Source organism: Streptomyces sp. NPDC102490 (genome assembly GCF_044765285.1).
Classification (GTDB): domain Bacteria; phylum Actinomycetota; class Actinomycetes; order Streptomycetales; family Streptomycetaceae; genus Streptomyces.
This window is the reverse complement of the sequence record NZ_JBIWJU010000002.1, coordinates 273,961-289,965: the sequence shown is the minus strand read 5'-3', so window position 1 is coordinate 289,965 and position 16,005 is coordinate 273,961. Positions and strand designations below refer to the sequence as shown.

Below are 16,005 nucleotides of genomic sequence, written 5' to 3'. Positions count from 1 at the left end.
GACACACCGTCACCTTGCGGGCGGCATCGCCCCGGTCACAGGGTCCGCAGCAGCACCGCCGGCTGTTCCACGCAGTCCGCCACGTACCGCAGGAAGCCGCCGGCCGTGCCGCCGTCGCACACCCGGTGGTCGAAGGTGAGCGAGAGCTGCACGACCTGACGCACCGCCAGCTCGCCCTCGTGCACCCAGGGCTTGGGGACGATGCGGCCGACGCCGAGCATAGCCGCCTCGGGGTGGTTGATGATCGGCGTGGAGCCGTCGACGCCGAAGACGCCGTAGTTGTTCAGCGTGAAGGTGCCGCCGGTCAGCTCGCCCGGCGTCAGCCGGCCCGCGCGGGCCGCCTCGGTGAGCCGGGCGAACTCCGCGGTGAGCGACTCGGCGTCGCGCGCGTGCGCGTCCCGGACGACCGGCACGACCAGCCCCCGGTCCGTCTGGGCGGCGAAGCCGAGGTGGACCTGTTCGAGCCGGACGATCTCCCGGGCTTCCGTGTCGACCGTCGCGTTCAGCTCGGGGAAGCGGGCCAGGGCGGCCGTGCAGATCCGGGCCAGCAGGGCGACCAGGGAGATCCTGGGCCCGCCGGACGCGTTCATCGCGGTGCGGGCCCGCATCAGCTCGGTCGCGTCGGCGTCCACCCAGCAGGTCGCGTCCGGGATCTCGCGCCGGCTGCGGGAGAGCTTGTCGGCGACGGCGCCGCGCACGCCCTTGAGGGGGACACGGGTGCCGTCCGGGCGCGAGGCGCCGGACGCAAGCGAGGAAGCGGAGGAGGAGGCGCCCGGCGCCCGGCCGGTACCGGCTTCCTGGGCCGCCGTACGGCCGCCCTGCGCGGCGGCGGCCCGCAGCGCGTACTCCACGTCCGCCCGCAGGATCAGCCCGTCCGGTCCCGAACCGGTCAGCTCGCGCAGGTCCAGGTCGTGCTGCCGGGCCAGCCTGCGCACCAGCGGGGAGATGACCGGGACCGGGCCGTCCACCGGCTCGGCGCCGCGGACCCGGCCGTTCGCCCGCCCGGACGCGCCGGTGGCCGGCTGCCGGTCGGCGCGCACCCTGCGCCGCCGCGCGGGTGCCTCGGAGGTGCCGTAGCCGACCAGGACGTTGCCGGAGCCCTCCGCCTTCTTCTCCGCGGCCGGTGCCTCGGCGGCACCGGCCGCGGTGTCCGGGCCGGCTCCGCGCACCGGGGCGTCGGGCGCCGCGTCGCCCTCGCCCACCGCCACGGTCACCAGCGGCGCCCCGACGGGCAGCTCCGTGCCCTCCTCGCCGAAGCGGGCGGTGACCACACCCCCGTAGGGGCAGGGCACCTCGACCATCGCCTTGGCCGTCTCGACCTCGACGACCGGCTGGTCCACGGCGACCACGTCGCCGACCTCGACCAGCCAGCGCACGATCTCCGCCTCGGTGAGCCCCTCCCCGAGGTCGGGCAGCTTGAACTCCAGGCTGCGCCCGTCAGAAGCGTGTGCCATCAGCTTTCGGCCTCCCACTGCAGGCGCCCCACGGCGTCCAGGATCCGGTCCACACCAGGCAGGTGGTGACGCTCCAGCATCGGCGGAGGATACGGGATGTCGAACCCGGCCACCCGCAGCACCGGCGCCTCCAGGTGGTGGAAGCAGCGCTCCGTGACCCGGGCCGCGATCTCCCCGCCCGGGCCCCCGAAGGAACCCGACTCGTGGACGACCACCGCGCGTCCCGTCCGCCGCACCGAAGCGCACACCGTCTCGTCGTCGAACGGCACCAGGGAGCGCAGATCGACGACTTCGAGGTCCCAGCCCTCTGCCCGGGCCGCCTCGGCCGCCTCCAGGCAGACGGCCAGCGACGGCCCGTACGTGATGAGCGTGGCACTCCGGCCGGAGCGCCGCACCACCGCGCGGCCCACCGGTTCAACGGATGCCGGCTCCTCCGGGTTCCACGTGTCCTTCGACCAGTACAGCCGCTTCGGTTCGAGGAAGACCACCGGGTCGTCGGAGGCGATGGACGCGCGCAGCAGCCCGTAGGCGTCGGCGACCGTCGCGGGCGTGACGACATGGAGCCCCGGAGTCGCCATGTAGTACGCCTCGGACGAGTCGCTGTGGTGCTCGACCCCGCCGATCCCGCCGCCGTAGGGGACGCGGATGGTCAGCGGCAGGGGCATGGCCCCGCGCGTGCGGTTGCGCATCTTGGTGACATGGCTGACGACCTGCTCGAACGCCGGGTAGGCGAAGGCGTCGAACTGCATCTCGACGACCGGGCGCAGCCCGTACATCGCCATGCCGACGGCCGTGCCGAGGATGCCGGCCTCGGCGAGCGGGGTGTCCGTGCAGCGGTCCTCGCCGAACTCCGCGGCGAGCCCGTCGGTGATCCGGAAGACTCCGCCGAGGGTGCCCACGTCCTCGCCGAGGACGTGCACGGCCGGGTCGGCGGCCATGGCGTCGCGCAACGCGCGCGTGAGGGCCTGCGCCATGGTGGCCGGCTTGGCGGCGACGGTGGTCATCGGTGTCCCCCCTGCGGCGCGGACGCGGCATCCGCCTCGGCCTCCGCCGCCAGCTCCGCGCGCAGCTGGTCCCGCTGCTCGCGCAGTTGCGGTGTGGGCTCGGCGTAGACGTGGGCGAACAGGTCCAGCGGGTTCAGCTCCGGGTCCCGGTTCATACGGGCGCGCAGGTCGGCGGCCATGGTCTCGGCGTCCTCGCGGGCGGCGCGGATGCCGTCCTCGTCGAGCAGGCCGCGCTCGGTCAGCTCCCGCTCCAGCAGCTCGACCGGGTCGTGCCGGCGCCAGGTCTCCACCTCGGCGTCGCCCCGGTAGCGCGTGGCGTCGTCGGCGTTGGTGTGCGCCTCGACGCGGTACGTCACCGCCTCCACCAGGGTCGGGCCGCCGCCCGCGCGGGCGTGCCGCACGGCCTCGGACAGGACCTCGTGCACCGCGGCGGCGTCGTTGCCGTCGACCAGGCGGCCGGGCATCCCGTAGCCGACGGCCTTGTGGGCCAGCGACGGGGCGGCGGTCTGCTTGTCGAGCGGGACGGAGATCGCGAAGCCGTTGTTCTGCACGAGGAAGACGACCGGGGCCCGCCAGACGGCGGCGAAGTTCAGCGCCTCGTGGAAGTCGCCCTCGCTGGTGCCGCCGTCGCCGACCATGGCCAGCGCCACCACGTCGTCGCCCTTGAGGCGGGCGGCGTGGGCGAGGCCCACCGCGTGCGGCAGCTGGGTGGCCAGCGGCGTGGACAGCGGGGCGACCCGGTGCTCGTAGGGGTCGTAGCCGGTGTGCCAGTCGCCGCGCAGCAGGGTGAGGGCCTCGACGGGGTCGACGCCGCGCGAGACGACCGCGAGGGTGTCGCGGTAGCTGGGGAAGAGCCAGTCCCGCTCCTGAAGGGCCAGCGCGGCGGCGACCTCGCACGCCTCCTGGCCGGTGCTGGAGGGGTAGACGGCCAGCCGGCCCTGCTTGGTCAGCGCCGTGGCCTGCGCGTTGTAGCGCCGGCCGCGCACCAGCCGGGCGTACAGGGTGCGCAGCAGCTCGGTGTCGGCGCGGTCCGCGGCCTTGGTGCCGAGGACGCGGTAGGGCTCCGGGTCGGGCAGCAGCGGCGCGGGGTCGGTTCGGGGCTGCCAGGCGGGCGGCGGTGTGGGCCGGTACGCGCCCCGCTGCTCCATGACCGTCATGACGGCACCTCCTCGTGGGAGACGGCTCCGGGCTCGCCACGGATGTGACGGGCCTCACCTACCGATTGTTCGGTCGTCGGCACATTTTGGCTACACGCACCCCCAGGCTGTGGACAAACGGTTCTCCACAGCCTGAGATGGACGCAGTACGTCCATGAGGGGAAGGCGGGGGCACGTGGCAGCTGAACAAATGGCCGATCGCCCCGGGGAGGGCGGCGGCGCGGACGAGGCCGGAGCCCCGCCCCCGCGCCCGCTGGACGCCATCGACCAGGACATCCTGCGCATGCTCCAGGCGGACGGCCGGGCCTCCATACGGTCGGTCGCGGAGCGGGTGCACGTCTCGCGCGCCAACGCCTACGCGCGCATCAACCGGCTCGTCGAGGACGGCGTCATCCGCGGTTTCGGCGCCCGCGTCGACCACGAACGCGCCGGGCACGGCACCTCGGCCTACATCACCCTGAAGATCGTCCAGAACTCCTGGCGGACGGTCCGTGCCCAGCTGCGGCAGCTGCCCGGGGCCTCGCACATCGCCCTGGTGGGCGGCGACTTCGACGTCCTGCTCCTGGTGCACACCCCGGACAACCGGGCCCTGCGCGAGCTGGTGCTCAGCCGCCTCCAGGCCATCCCGGAGGTGCTCAGCACCCGCACCCTGCTGGTCTTCGAGACCGAGGACCTCGAACCGCAGAGCTGACCGGCGGGTCCCGACGGCCGGTGCCGCCCGGACCGGCCCCGCCCGCCCCGCCCGGCCCCGTCCGGCTCAGGACGCCTTGCGCAGCCCCCCGAACACCAGCCGCGCCACCGCGTCGACCACCTCGCGCTCGACGGTGCCGCTCGTGCCGCCCCGGCCGTCGGGACCCTCGGGCCGGTACCACTCGACGATCGAGTTGATCATGCCGAAGACGAGGCGGGTCGCGAGCCGCACCTCCACGTCCGCGCGCACGTCCCCCTCGGCCGCCGCGTCCTTCAGCAGGGCGGCGACCCGGTGGTCGAACTCGCGCCGCCGCTCCAGCGCCCACCGCTCGGTGCCGGTGTTGCCGCGCACCCGCAGCAGCAGCGTCACATAGGGCAGCTCGGTCATGAGCACCTCGACCATGCGCCGCACGACGTACTCGAGGCGCTCGGCGGCGCTCCCCACGCGCGCGTGCTCCTCGTCGAGGATTCCGAACAGCTCGTCCAGGGCCCGGCTCACGGCCCGGCGCAGCAGCTCCTCCTTGCCCGTGACGTGGTGGTATATCGACGACTTGGAGATCCCCGCCGCCTTGGACAGGTGCTCCATGGAGGTGCCGTCGTAGCCGCGCTCGATGAAGACCTGCACGGCGACGGACAGCAGCGTCTCGGGCGTGTACGTGTCGCGCTTCGCGGTGGTCATGAGGGGCTGCCCTCCCGGTCCTCGGCGGCCTCGGCGTGGCGGTGGAGTGCCAGGGACGGCGCGCAACGCCCGGACGGTTCCCACTCGTGCACGTGGGCCAGCAGGTAGTAGGCCCAGGTGTCGCCGAGCCGACGGCTCCATTCGAAGGGGCCGAGTGGGTAGTTCACACCCAGGCGCATCGCCGTGTCGACGTCCTCGGGGGCGGCCACCCCCTTGGCCACGGCGTCGAACGCCAGGTCGATGATCCGGGCGACGGTCCGGGCCACGATCATCCCGGGGACGTCACGGATGACGCTGACCTTCTTGCCGAGCGCCTGGAACAGGCCGGTGGCCTCGGACAGGAGGCTCGGGCGGACGCGGTCGGACGCGGACAGGGCGATCCGGCCGGCCGCGCGGTAGTCGAGCGCGAGGTCGAAGTGGACGAGGTCCTTCGACACGGGCAGCTCACCGTCGGTGAGGCACAGCGTGCCGCCGCCGGGCAGGACGAGCCTCCCCGCGCCGTACCCGTCCTCCGGGCGCACCTCGACGCCCGCCTCGCGGATCAGCGCGACCAGCTCGGCCGCCGGGCCCAGGTCCCCCTCGACGACGACGTACGCGGGTGCCTCGGCCGGTTCGGCGGTGTGCGGCGCGGGGCGCTCGGCGCCGTCGCGGTAGTCGTACCAGCCCCGTCCGCTCTTGCGGCCGAGCTGGCCGGACTCGACCAGGCGGCGCTGGGCCAGGGACGGGGTGAAGCGCACGTCCTGGAAGAACGACTGCCACACGGAGTGCGTGACGGACTCGTTGACGTCCTGCCCGATGAGGTCGGTCAGCTCGAAGGCGCCCATCCTGAAGCCGCCCGACTCGCGCAGCACGGCGTCGATGGTGGCCGGGTCCGCGCCCTGGCCCTCGTGGACGGCGAGGGCCTCGGCGTAGAAGGGCCGGGCGATGCGGTTGACCAGGAAGCCGGGGGTGTCGGCGCAGGCCACCGGCGTCTTGCCCCAGGCGCGGGCCGTCTCGTACGCGCGCGTGGCCGAGGCGGGGTCGGTGGCGAACCCGGAGACCACCTCCACCAGCGGCAGCAGCGGCGCGGGGTTGAAGAAGTGCAGGCCGGCGAAGCGGCCGGGCACGCGCAGGGCGCCCCCGACGGCGGTGACGGACAGGGAGGATGTGTTGGTGGCGAGCAGGCAGTCGTCGCCGACGACGTCCTCCAGCGCGCGGAACAGCTCCTGCTTGACGTCCAGCCGCTCCACGACCGCCTCGGCGACGAGCGCGCAGCCGGCGAGGCCGTCGAGGGTCTCGGCGGGCGTGAGCCGGGCACGGGCGGCGTCCCGTTCGGCGCCGGTGAGGCGGTCCTTCTCGACGAGCCGGTCGAGCCGGGCGCCGATCGCGTCGGCCGCTTCCCTGGCCCGGCCCGGGGCGGCGTCGTACAGCCGCACGGGATGGCCCGCGACCAGCGCCACCTGGGCGATGCCCTGGCCCATGGTCCCGGTGCCGACGACGGCCACGGGGCTGCTGAGGTCGAGTGCTGTCATGTGCGCGATCCTCCCGCACGGGGTTTTCCACAGATGCGGCGGTCCCCCTTGTCCCGACCGATCGTTCGGTTACTCTAGCCGTGTCCACCTGTTTGTGCCCAGGTTTCCCCCAGGTCCACGGACTCGACGACGAGTCGACGGCGAGTCCGTGAGAGACGAGGAGTTGGTCCCGCATGGCCGCCGAACTCACCGCACACCAGCTGATCGCCCAGCACCGGCCGACCCTGGACCTGGCGCTGGAGACGATCCGCACGCGCGCGTACTGGTCCCCCCACCCGGAGCACCCCAAGGCCTACGGGGAGAACGGCAGCCTGGACACCGCCGCGGGCAAGGCCGCCTTCGACGCCCTGCACGGCACCCGCCTCGACCTCGGCCAGCCCGGCACCGACGGCTGGGTGGGCGGCGAGGTCTCGCCGTACGGGATCGAGCTGGGCGTGGAGTACCCGCACGCGGACTTGGACGTGCTGCTGCCCGCGATGCAGGCCGGCCAGAAGGCGTGGCGGGACGCGGGCGCGGAGCTGCGCGCGATGGTCTGCCTGGAGATCCTGCGGCGGATCGCCGACCGGACCATGGAGTTCGCCCAGGCGGTCATGCACACCTCCGGACAGGCCTTCATGATGGCCTTCCAGGCGGGCGGCCCGCACGCCCAGGACCGCGGCATGGAGGCCGTGGCCTACGCGTACGTGGAGCAGTCCCGCACCCCCGACACGGCGGAGTGGACCAAGCCGCAGGGCAAGCGCGACCCGCTCGCGCTCACCAAGCGCTTCACCCCGGTCCCGCGCGGCATCGGCCTGGTCATCGGCTGCAACACCTTCCCGACGTGGAACGGCTACCCCGGCCTGTTCGCCTCCCTCGCCACCGGCAACGCGGTCCTGGTCAAGCCCCACCCCCGCGCGGTGCTGCCGCTCGCGCTCACCGTCCAGGTCGCCCGCGACGTCCTCACCGAGGCCGGCTTCGACCCGAACCTGGTCGCGCTGGCCGCCGAGCGCCCCGGCGAGGGCATCGCCAAGACCCTCGCGACCCGCCCCGAGATCCGGATCGTCGACTACACCGGCTCCACCGCCTTCGGCGACTGGCTGGAGGCCAACGCCCGCCAGGCCCAGGTGTACACGGAGAAGGCCGGCGTCAACACGGTGATCGTGGAGTCGACCGACGACTACCGGGGCATGCTGGCCAACCTGGCCTTCTCGCTCTCCCTCTACAGCGGCCAGATGTGCACCACCCCGCAGAACCTGCTGATCCCCCGCGACGGCATCCGCACCGACCAGGGCGCCAAGACCTACGACGAGGTCACCGCCGACCTGGCCCGCGCCGTCGACGGCCTCCTCGGCGACGACGCCCGGGCGAACGCCCTGCTCGGCGCGATCGTCAACCCGGACGTCAAGGCCCGCCTGGAGGCCGCCGCCGGTCTCGGCGAGGTGGCCCTGGCCTCCCGCGAGGTGACCCACCCGGAGTTCCCGGACGCGGTGGTGCGCACCCCGGTGATCGTCAAGCTGGACGGCGCCAAGCCCGAGGACGAGGCCGCCTACACCAGCGAGTGCTTCGGCCCGGTCTCCTTCGCCGTCGCCGTCGACTCCGCCGGCCACGCCGTGGAGCTGCTGCGCCGCAGCGTCCGCGAGAAGGGCGCGATGACGGTGGGCGCGTACACGACCGACCCGGAGGTCGAGGAGGCCGTGCGGGAGGTCTGCCTGGAGGAGGCGGCCCAGCTCTCCCTGAACCTCACCGGCGGGGTGTACGTCAACCAGACGGCCGCCTTCTCCGACTTCCACGGCTCGGGCGGCAACCCGGCGGCCAACGCGGCCCTGTGCGACGGCGCGTTCGTCGCGAACCGCTTCCGGGTGGTGGAGGTCCGCCGCCCGGCCTGATCCGGACGACACCCCACTAGGACATCCAGCAGGACATCCGCTAGGACATCCGCGCCGCGCCCCCGCCGGCGCTCCAGTGGTACAGCGTCATGGCCACACTGGTGGCGAGGTTGTAGCTGGAGACCTGGGGGCGCATCGGCAGCGCCACCAGATGGTCGGCCCGCGCGCGCAGCTCGGCCGAGAGCCCGCTGCGCTCGGAGCCGAACGCGAGCAGCGCCTCGTCCGGCAGCGTCAGCCCCCGGATGTCCTCGCCCTCGGGGTCCAGCGCGAACACCGGCCCCGGCGGCAGCCCGGCGACCTCCAGCCGCTCCACGACGGTCGCGAAGTGCAGCCCCGCCCCGCCGCGCACCACCGTGGGGTGCCAGGGGTCGAGCGTGCCGGTGGTGACCACGCCGGTCGCGCCGAAACCGGCGGCCAGCCGGATCACCGCCCCCGCGTTGCCGAGGTTGCGCGGCTGGTCGAGGACGACGACGGGGGCGCGGCGCGGCGTGTGCGCCAGCGTCTCCAGGCCCGCCGCCCGCGCGGGCCGTACGGCCAGGGCGGCCACCGCGGTGGGGTGCGGCCGGGCGACGAGCGACGCGTACGCCTCGTGCGTCACCTCGGTCAGCAGCCCCGCCAGCGCCTCGCGCACGTCCGGCGCCAGCTCGTCGGCGAGGGCCAGGGCGCCCGCGCGGTCGCTGGTGACCGCCACCGGCACCTCGGCACCGAAGCGCAGCGCGTGCTTGAGGGCGTGGAAACCGTCCAGGAGCACGCACCGGCCGGCGTGCAGGTGCCAGGCGGCCGGCGGGCCGGGGGCGGGGCCCGGTCCGGGGGAGGTCATGCCCGGAAGCCTACGCGGGTGTGCTCCGGGTCCTTCCCGTCCGCCGCACCCGCCGGGCCCGCCCCGGCCGCTCCCCCGGCCCCACGGGCCCTGGGCCCGGGCACCGTCGCCGTACCGCCGTCCCCGGGCCCGTCCGACGCACCCCTGGGAGCCCCCGCGGGCCCCCGGCCGGTCAGCCGGCCACCCGCGCGTGCCGCCCAGCCGCCCAGCCGGCGCAGGAACGAGGTCGGCAGGAAGACCGCGTCGGCGGCGATCATCGCCAGCGAGAAGAACGGCAGCCCGAGCGTCACGGCGATCACCGCGTGCTCGGTCATCATCACGGCGAGGAGCACGTTCTTGACCCGCCGGTTGAACAGCGTGAACGGGAAGGCGACCTGCACGGCGACCGTGCCGTAGGTGATGAGCATGACCATCGTGCCGTTGGCGGACAGCGCGTCGGAGAGCGCGGGCCACGGCGAGAAGTAGTCCAGGTGCAGCGGGTAGTAGACGGCCGTGCCGTCCTGCCAGCGCGAACCCTGGATCTTGTACCAGCCGGCCGTCGCGTAGATCAGACACGCCTCGGCCATGATCACGACCAGCGCGCCGTTGTGCACGATGTTGGTGACCACGTCCAGCAGGATCCGCGGCTGACTGCCGTCCGCGCCCCGCTCCACGGCCCACCACAGGCCCAGCGCGACCCACACCGCCCACAGCAGCGCCGGGACGAACCAGTCGCCGTCGAAGCCGCCCGCCAGCGTCACCGTGAGCAGCAGGAACCCGGAGACGCACCACAGCGCGGGACCGACCCGGTCCACGGCCCGCTCACCCCGCGCGCGTGCCGCGGCCGTGCGCCGGGCGCGGCGCGCGTCCAGCGACCACACCTGGCCGCACCGGGTGAGGACCAGGTAGATGCTCATCAGGTGGATGACGTTGTCGCCGCCGTCCCCCATGAAGACGCTGCGGTTCTGCAACGAGAGCACCCCGACCATGAACAGCACGGACATGGTCCGGGTGCGCCAGCCCAGCAGGAGCAGCACGCTGCTCAGCACGGCCAGCGCGTAGACGATCTCGAACCAGGTCCGCCCGTCCGACCACATCAGCGCCGTGAAGGCGCCGTTGTCCGCGATCAGCTGCTCGGCGAGGTCGTGGCTCCAGGGCCCGTCGGGCCCGTACAGCTCGCTCCGGTGGGGCAGTTCGCGCAGCAGGAAGAGCAGCCAGGTGGCGCTGAAGCCGATGCGGATCACGGCGGTCTGGTACGGGCCGAGCGCGGCGCCCGTGACCCGGGCGATGCCGCGGGAGACCGAGAGGACGGCGGCGTTCACGCGGCGCCCCCTTCCCGCTCGTTCCGTCCGGCCCGCGTGCCCCGGTTCTCCGCGGCCACGGACCACCAGGGCAGTTCGCGGACGGCCGGCCGGCCGGAGACCTTCTCACCGCTCCACGGGGGCGGCTTCACGTTCGTGGTCCGGGAACGGTACTGCACGCGCTCGACGACACCGCCGGGTCCGGCCGCGCCGTCGCGGTCCAGGCGCAGCAGCGCGATGCGCCGCAGATACGTCTCGGCGAGGGTGCCCCGCAGACCCACCGGGCGGTTGTCGGAGTCGTGGCTGGCGACGAAGAAGTCCCAGGCCCGGCGCAGTTCGTTCTGCTGGGTGTGGCTCGGCACCGGATTGCCGTCGATGGCCCGGCCGTCCTCGGCGGACAGGTCGTACCAGCCGGTCGTCCGTATCTCGCCGCCCGCCGTGCTGACCTCCGCGCGCACCTGGACGGAGACGTTCTGCTGGAGGGGGTTGGGCGCGAAGAGCTTCCAGTTCTGCTCGAACTCAGGGAAGACCCACTCGTCCACCACGGAACCGTGCTGCTTGGTGAGGGTGTTGGACGGGGCCACGTGCAGGAAGACCAGACCTAGGTGGGCGCAGACGGCGACCGCGACCACCGCGAGGGCGACCACGGCACCGACCTGGTAGCGCGGGGAGAGCGCGGCGACCCCGGTACGGGGAGCGGGGGGCTGCGCGGGCCCCTCCACGGGACGTACGGCACCGGCCTCCTCGGCGGCACCGGCTTCCTCCGCGACGCTGGTCACGGCACCCTCGGCCGTCCCGGCCAAACCCTCGGACTCGGCGCCCTCCGCCGTCCCGGCCGCTCCGGAAGCCCCCGCCGCCCCCTCGGCAGCGGCGGCACGCCCGACCGACCCCACGGACTCGACGGACCCGGCGGGCTCGCCGTCCCCGGCCGACCCGCCGGTCTCCGGCGCGTCCGCTTCGCCGTCCGGCCCGTCCGGCCCGTCCTGCCCCTGCCGGGCGCCCGAGCCCTTGTCGTACGCGTCCATTCCGCCCCGTTCGGTCCCGATCCATCCGTCCGCCCGCCCCGCCCCGGGGCGCCCACCCGCCACCCGTACGGCTGCTCGGCGACGTTCGAACGGGAACGGTACTCAGGACCGGCCGCCCGCACAGCCCCCGGCGGACCGGCCGCACCGTGGCCGTCGCCACATCCGGCGGGGACGGCCTAGAGCACGTGCCCGGGCCGCCCCTCGTCGTCCACCACGGGACGCCCGGCCGCGGCCCACTCCTGCATGCCCCCGTCGACGTTCACCGCGTCGACGCCCTGCTGGACCAGGTACATGGTGACCTGCGCCGAACGGCCCCCGACGCGGCAGAGCACGTGCACCCGGCCGTCCTGCGGCGCGGCCTCGGCCAGCTCACCGTACCGGGCCACGAACTCGCTGAGGGGAATGTGCAGCGCCCCGGCGGCATGACCCGCCTGCCACTCGTCGTCCTCCCGGACGTCCAGCAGGAAGTCGCCGTCCTTGAGGTCCTCGATCCCGACCGTGGGCACACCAGCTCCGAAACTCATGCCCCAGACGCTACCCGAGCCGTCACCCGGCGGCTCAGTCCTGCGCGAGCACGCCCGCCAGCTCCGCCTCCCGCTCGCGCACCTGGGTCGCCAGCTGCTCGCCGATCTCGTCGAGCAGCCGGTCGGGGTCGTCCGGGGCCAGCCTGAGCATGGCGCCGATCGCGCTCTCCTCCAGCTCCTTGGCGAGCAGGGTGAGCATCTCCTTGCGCCGGTCGAGCCATTCGAGGCGGGCGTACAGCTCCTCGCCGCGGCTCGGGCGCCGCTCGGGCACCGGCCCGGCGGCCCACTCCTCGGCCAGCTCGCGCAGCTCCGCCTCGTCGCCGCGGGCGTAGGCGGCGTTGACGCGGGTGATGAACTCCTCGCGCCGGACCCGCTCGTCCTCCTCCTGCGCCAGGTCGGGGTGGGCCTTGCGGGCCAGCTCGCGGTAGAGCCTGCGGGCCTCCTCGCCGGGCCGGACCCGCTGCGGGGGGCGTACCGCCTGCTCCGTGAGCATCGCCGTGGCCTCCGGGAACAGCCCGTCCCCGTCCATCCAGCCGTGCAGCAGCTCCTCGACCCCGGGGATCGGCATCAGGCGGGCCCGCGCCTCGTCGGCCCGGCGCAGGTCGTCGGCGTCACCCGTACGGGCCGCCCTGGCCTCGAGGATCTGCGCCTCCAGCTCCTCGAGCCGGGCGTACACCGGGCCGAGCCGCTGCTCGTGCAGCCGGGAGAAGTTCTCGACCTCCACGCGGAAGGTCTCCAGCGCGATCTCGTACTCGATGAGTGCCTGCTCGGCGGCCCGTACGGCCTGTTCCAGCCGTTCCTCGGGACGCGGCGCACCCCCCTGCTCGGGCTCAGCTTCCGGCGTCGTCACCCGACCAGCCTAGGGCCTGTCCGGCGGCCCGTGCCCCGACGCGGGCCGGGGGCACGGTCCGCCCACCCCTCACACCCCCAGTTCCGCCGCGACCCGCCCCGCGCGCACCGCGGCCACCAGTTCCGCGTGGTCCGCCTCGGTGCGGTCGGCGTAGGCGACGGCGAAGGCGGCGACCGCCTCGTCCAGCTCGCCGTTCTTGCCGCAGTAGCCCGCGATCAGCCGCGGGTCGGCGCTGTGCGCGTGGGCCCGGGCCAGCAGGGCGCCGGTCATCCGGCCGTAGTCGTCCAGCTGGTCGGCGGCCAGGGCGGCGGGGTCGACGCTGCCCTTGCGGTTGCGGAACTGCCGTACCTGGAAAGGCCGTCCGTCGACCGAGGTCCAGCCGAGCAGCATGTCGCTGACCACCTGCATCCGCTTCTGCCCCATGACGACCCGGCGGCCCTCGTGCGCGGCCTCGGGAGCCTCGAACCCGGCGGCGGCCAGGTGGGGCAGGAGCGCGGAGGGCCGGGCCTCCTTGACCTGGAGCACGAGCGGTTCGCCCCGGTGGTCCAGGAGCAGCACGACGTACGACCGGGTGCCCACGCTGCCGGTGCCGACGACCCGGAAGGCCACGTCGTGCACCGCGTACCGGGCCAGCAGCGGCAGCCGGTCCTCGGAGAGGGTGTCCAGGTACGCCTCCAGGCCACCGGCGACCGCCGCCGCCTCGGCGTCCGTCACCCGGCGCAGCACCGGCGCCGCGTCCACGAAGCGCCGCCCGCCGTCCTCGGTGGACTCGGTGGACTTCGCGGCGAAGCGCCCGCTGGTGTTGGCCCGCGCCTTCTCGGAGACCCGCTCCAGCGTGCCGAGCAGGTCGTGGGCGTCGGTGTGGGAGACCAGTTCCTCGTCCGCGATGGCGTTCCAGGCGTCCAGCGCGGGGAGCTTGGCCAGCAGCCGCATGGTGCGCCGGTAGGCGCCCGCCGCGCCGTGGGCGGCCTCCCGGCAGGTGTCCTCGTCGGCACCGGCCTCCCGGCCCGCGAGGACGAGGGAGGCGGCGAGCCGCTTGAGGTCCCACTCCCAGGGGCCGTGGACCGTCTCGTCGAAGTCGTTCAGGTCGATGACCAGGCCGCCGCGGGCGTCGCCGTAGAGCCCGAAGTTGGCGGCGTGCGCGTCCCCGCAGATCTGGGCGCCGATCCCGGTCACCGGCGTGCGCGCCAGGTCGAACGCCATCAGGCCCGCCGACCCGCGCAGGAACGCGAACGGCGTGGCCGCCATCCGCCCGGCGCGGATCGGGGTGAGCCCCGGTATCCGGCCGCGGTGGGACTCCTCGACCGCGCTCACCGCGTCCGGCCGGGCGGCGTCCAGGTCGAACCCGGCGTGCGCGGAGCGCGGGACGCGGGTGCGCAGCTCCTTGCCCTCCGCCTTCGGCGAACCGGCCACCGGCCACCGCGCGAACCCGGGCACGGCCAGCAGCCGCCCGCCCCGCGCCGCCCCACCCGCGCCGGGTGCCGTCCCCCGCGGCCCCGCCGCGTCCGCACGCGCCGTGGGCGCCGCCCCGCTCGCCCCTCCGGTCGCCGCCTCCGCGCCCGCCCCCGCCGTCGCCCCGGTCATCCCGGCCGCCCTCCCCGTGCTCGTCGTACCCGTCCGTACCCGTGCGCCGTACCGCGTCGTGCCGTGCCTCGCCGTAGCCGCGCGGCGTGCCCGTCGGGCCCGCGCCGCGCCGGCGCGCCACGACCGTACCCCCGGCCGCACCGCCCGTACACGGGCGTCTGTCCGCCGCCCTCATAACGCCGGGCAGGGGGCGAAACAGGAGGTGCCGCCGCCCCGCCCCGCGCGCCTACCGTGGCCAGCGATCACCACGGAGCGCGCCCGCCGGAGCAACCAGCAGCCTGCCCCGCGCGGCGGGCGCGCTCCCTGTCCCCGACGTCCCGGATGCCGCACGTCCCGCACACCTTCCCCAGGGACCACCCACCGAGGAGACCGAGGAACCGCCATGACCTCCGACACCCCCACCACCCCCGAAGAGCCCGCACCCGGGCCCCGGCCCGGCCCGGGCTCCGGCGCCGACCGCGGGATCAGCCGCAAGACGCTGCTCAGGGCGGCCGTCGCCGCCGGCGCCACCGTCCCGCTGCTGGCCACCGGCGGTATCGCGCTGGCCCGGGACGCCGCCCGCTCCTCCACCGGCCAGGCCCTGACGCCGACCCCCTACTGCGACGACGGCGACGACCCGACGCCCGACCAGATGGAGGGCCCGTACTTCAAGCCGAACTCCCCGCTGCGCACCAACCTGGTCACGCCGGGCACCCGGGGCACCCCGCTGACCGTCGGCGGCTACGTCTTCGGCCGGAACTGCGTCCCGCTGTCCGGCGTGCTCCTCGACTTCTGGCAGGCCGACGACAACGGCGGCTACGACATGGCCGGGTACACCCTCCGCGGCCACCAGTTCAGCGACGCCACCGGCGCCTTCACGCTGCGGACGATCGTGCCCGGCCTCTATCCCGGCCGCACCCGGCACCTCCACGTCAAGGTGCAGGCCCCCGGCGAGCCCGTGCTCACCACCCAGCTCTACTTCCCCGGCGAGCCCCGCAACAGCACGGACACGCTCTTCGACCCGGCCCTGCTGATGAACGTCCGCGGCGCCGGCGGCGGCAAGGAGGGCACCTTCGACTTCGTCCTGAACGTGGACGGCGGCACCGGCCCCACAAACCCGCCCACCGACCCGCCCACCGACCCGCCGGGCGGCACCTGGGCGAGCGGCCGCGCCTACACCGCCGGCGACCGGGTGACGTACGGCGGCCGCTCCTACCGCTGCCTCCAGGCGCACACCTCGATGACGGGCTGGGAGCCGCCGAACGTGCCGGCCCTGTGGCGGCCGGAGTCCTGAGACCTTCCTCACAGCACAGGCACCGCGGGCACCGCGCCCGGACACGCGGAAGCCCCCCAGGTCCGAGACCTGGGGGGCTTCCGGCTGGTGCGCGAGGGGGGAGTTGAACCCCCACGCCCTTTCGGGCACTGGAACCTGAATCCAGCGCGTCTGCCTATTCCGCCACCCGCGCATTGGGTGTGTCTTCCGGGCTTTTCCTTGCGGTCCGGCGCCTTCCGACACGAGAACATTAGCACGCTGGAAGGGGTCGATTCACATCCCTTACCCCCGCGGACCGGGGCACCCGCCC

General features: G+C 74.6%; 14 protein-coding genes and 1 tRNA gene. 3 read left to right on the top strand and 12 right to left on the bottom strand.

Features of this window, described 5'->3' with window-relative positions:
• Nucleotides 1-35: 35 nt before the first annotated feature.
• The 3 genes from ACIRGB_RS04790 to pdhA are packed head-to-tail and all read right to left on the bottom strand — an operon-like array spanning nt 36 to nt 3,615.
• Nucleotides 36-1,454 (bottom strand): dihydrolipoamide acetyltransferase family protein, encoded by a 1,419-nt coding sequence (locus ACIRGB_RS04790; RefSeq protein ID WP_403858626.1) that lies wholly within the window; start codon nt 1,452-1,454, stop codon nt 36-38.
• Nucleotides 1,454-2,458 (bottom strand): alpha-ketoacid dehydrogenase subunit beta, encoded by a 1,005-nt coding sequence (locus tag ACIRGB_RS04785; protein ID WP_403858624.1) that lies wholly within the window; start codon nt 2,456-2,458, stop codon nt 1,454-1,456. The genes ACIRGB_RS04790 and ACIRGB_RS04785 overlap by 1 nt, the downstream gene beginning before the upstream one ends.
• On the bottom strand, nt 2,455-3,615 hold the full coding sequence (gene pdhA, locus ACIRGB_RS04780) for a pyruvate dehydrogenase (acetyl-transferring) E1 component subunit alpha (protein ID WP_403858622.1): 1,161 nt from the start codon (nt 3,613-3,615) through the stop codon (nt 2,455-2,457). Before pdhA ends, ACIRGB_RS04785 begins: the two co-directional genes overlap by 4 nt.
• A gap of 190 nt (nt 3,616-3,805) precedes the next feature.
• On the opposite strand from pdhA, the gene ACIRGB_RS04775 reads away from it, so the two are divergent.
• Entirely contained in the window at nt 3,806-4,306 is a 501-nt protein-coding gene (locus tag ACIRGB_RS04775) for an Lrp/AsnC family transcriptional regulator (RefSeq protein ID WP_403859302.1), read from the top strand.
• A 66-nt stretch (nt 4,307-4,372) separates the two neighbouring features.
• On the opposite strand, the gene ACIRGB_RS04770 is transcribed toward ACIRGB_RS04775, so the two are convergent.
• Nucleotides 4,373-4,984, bottom strand: a complete 612-nt coding sequence (locus tag ACIRGB_RS04770) for a TetR/AcrR family transcriptional regulator (protein WP_403858620.1) — start codon at nt 4,982-4,984, stop codon at nt 4,373-4,375.
• Complete coding sequence (locus ACIRGB_RS04765; protein ID WP_403858618.1) at nt 4,981-6,495, bottom strand: 3-hydroxyacyl-CoA dehydrogenase; 1,515 nt, start codon at nt 6,493-6,495, stop codon at nt 4,981-4,983. Before ACIRGB_RS04765 ends, ACIRGB_RS04770 begins: the two co-directional genes overlap by 4 nt.
• Before the next feature lie 173 nt (nt 6,496-6,668).
• On the opposite strand from ACIRGB_RS04765, the gene paaN reads away from it, so the two are divergent.
• Nucleotides 6,669-8,360, top strand: a complete 1,692-nt coding sequence (gene paaN / locus ACIRGB_RS04760) for a phenylacetic acid degradation protein PaaN (RefSeq protein WP_403858616.1) — start codon at nt 6,669-6,671, stop codon at nt 8,358-8,360.
• A gap of 40 nt (nt 8,361-8,400) precedes the next feature.
• Here the strand turns inward: paaN and ACIRGB_RS04755 are convergent, their stop codons facing one another.
• The 6 genes from ACIRGB_RS04755 to ACIRGB_RS04730 all read right to left on the bottom strand — a co-directional run bounded on the left by ACIRGB_RS04755 (nt 8,401) and on the right by ACIRGB_RS04730 (nt 14,443).
• Entirely contained in the window at nt 8,401-9,180 is a 780-nt protein-coding gene (locus ACIRGB_RS04755) for a TrmH family RNA methyltransferase (protein WP_403858614.1), read from the bottom strand.
• Nucleotides 9,177-10,481 carry an HTTM domain-containing protein gene (locus tag ACIRGB_RS04750; RefSeq protein WP_403858612.1) on the bottom strand — a complete coding sequence of 435 codons (1,305 nt, stop codon included), beginning with the start codon at nt 10,479-10,481 and terminating at the stop codon, nt 9,177-9,179. The genes ACIRGB_RS04755 and ACIRGB_RS04750 overlap by 4 nt, the downstream gene beginning before the upstream one ends.
• Nucleotides 10,478-11,485, bottom strand: coding sequence for a DUF5819 family protein (locus tag ACIRGB_RS04745; protein WP_403858610.1), 1,008 nt, complete (start codon nt 11,483-11,485; stop codon nt 10,478-10,480). Before ACIRGB_RS04745 ends, ACIRGB_RS04750 begins: the two co-directional genes overlap by 4 nt.
• Before the next feature lie 176 nt (nt 11,486-11,661).
• Nucleotides 11,662-11,991: a rhodanese-like domain-containing protein gene (locus ACIRGB_RS04740; protein ID WP_403859300.1), complete on the bottom strand. Its 330-nt coding sequence runs from the start codon at nt 11,989-11,991 to the stop codon at nt 11,662-11,664.
• Nucleotides 11,992-12,043: 52 nt separating this feature from the next.
• Nucleotides 12,044-12,859 (bottom strand): hypothetical protein, encoded by an 816-nt coding sequence (locus tag ACIRGB_RS04735; protein WP_403858608.1) that lies wholly within the window; start codon nt 12,857-12,859, stop codon nt 12,044-12,046.
• A 69-nt stretch (nt 12,860-12,928) separates the two neighbouring features.
• Nucleotides 12,929-14,443, bottom strand: coding sequence for a DUF2252 domain-containing protein (locus tag ACIRGB_RS04730; RefSeq protein ID WP_403858606.1), 1,515 nt, complete (start codon nt 14,441-14,443; stop codon nt 12,929-12,931).
• A gap of 382 nt (nt 14,444-14,825) precedes the next feature.
• Here ACIRGB_RS04730 and ACIRGB_RS04725 point away from each other — a divergent pair, with 382 nt between their 5' ends.
• Entirely contained in the window at nt 14,826-15,716 is an 891-nt protein-coding gene (locus tag ACIRGB_RS04725; RefSeq protein ID WP_403858604.1) for a carbohydrate-binding protein, read from the top strand.
• An 85-nt stretch (nt 15,717-15,801) separates the two neighbouring features.
• On the opposite strand, the gene ACIRGB_RS04720 is transcribed toward ACIRGB_RS04725, so the two are convergent.
• Nucleotides 15,802-15,888 (bottom strand) — tRNA-Leu (locus ACIRGB_RS04720).
• Nucleotides 15,889-16,005 lie beyond the last annotated feature (117 nt).

Excerpts from the sequence above, each read along its gene's own strand:
- ACIRGB_RS04790 (WP_403858626.1), bottom strand. The coding sequence starts at position 1,454 with ATGGCACACGCTTCTGACGGGCGCAGCCTGGAGTTCAAGCTGCCCGAC.
- ACIRGB_RS04785 (WP_403858624.1), bottom strand. The coding sequence starts at position 2,458 with ATGACCACCGTCGCCGCCAAGCCGGCCACCATGGCGCAGGCCCTCACG.
- pdhA (WP_403858622.1), bottom strand. The coding sequence starts at position 3,615 with ATGACGGTCATGGAGCAGCGGGGCGCGTACCGGCCCACACCGCCGCCC.
- ACIRGB_RS04775 (WP_403859302.1), top strand. The coding sequence starts at position 3,806 with ATGGCCGATCGCCCCGGGGAGGGCGGCGGCGCGGACGAGGCCGGAGCC.
- ACIRGB_RS04770 (WP_403858620.1), bottom strand. The coding sequence starts at position 4,984 with ATGACCACCGCGAAGCGCGACACGTACACGCCCGAGACGCTGCTGTCC.
- ACIRGB_RS04765 (WP_403858618.1), bottom strand. The coding sequence starts at position 6,495 with ATGACAGCACTCGACCTCAGCAGCCCCGTGGCCGTCGTCGGCACCGGG.
- paaN (WP_403858616.1), top strand. The coding sequence starts at position 6,669 with ATGGCCGCCGAACTCACCGCACACCAGCTGATCGCCCAGCACCGGCCG.
- ACIRGB_RS04755 (WP_403858614.1), bottom strand. The coding sequence starts at position 9,180 with ATGACCTCCCCCGGACCGGGCCCCGCCCCCGGCCCGCCGGCCGCCTGG.
- ACIRGB_RS04745 (WP_403858610.1), bottom strand. The coding sequence starts at position 11,485 with ATGGACGCGTACGACAAGGGCTCGGGCGCCCGGCAGGGGCAGGACGGG.
- ACIRGB_RS04730 (WP_403858606.1), bottom strand. The coding sequence starts at position 14,443 with ATGACCGGGGCGACGGCGGGGGCGGGCGCGGAGGCGGCGACCGGAGGG.
- ACIRGB_RS04725 (WP_403858604.1), top strand. The coding sequence starts at position 14,826 with ATGACCTCCGACACCCCCACCACCCCCGAAGAGCCCGCACCCGGGCCC.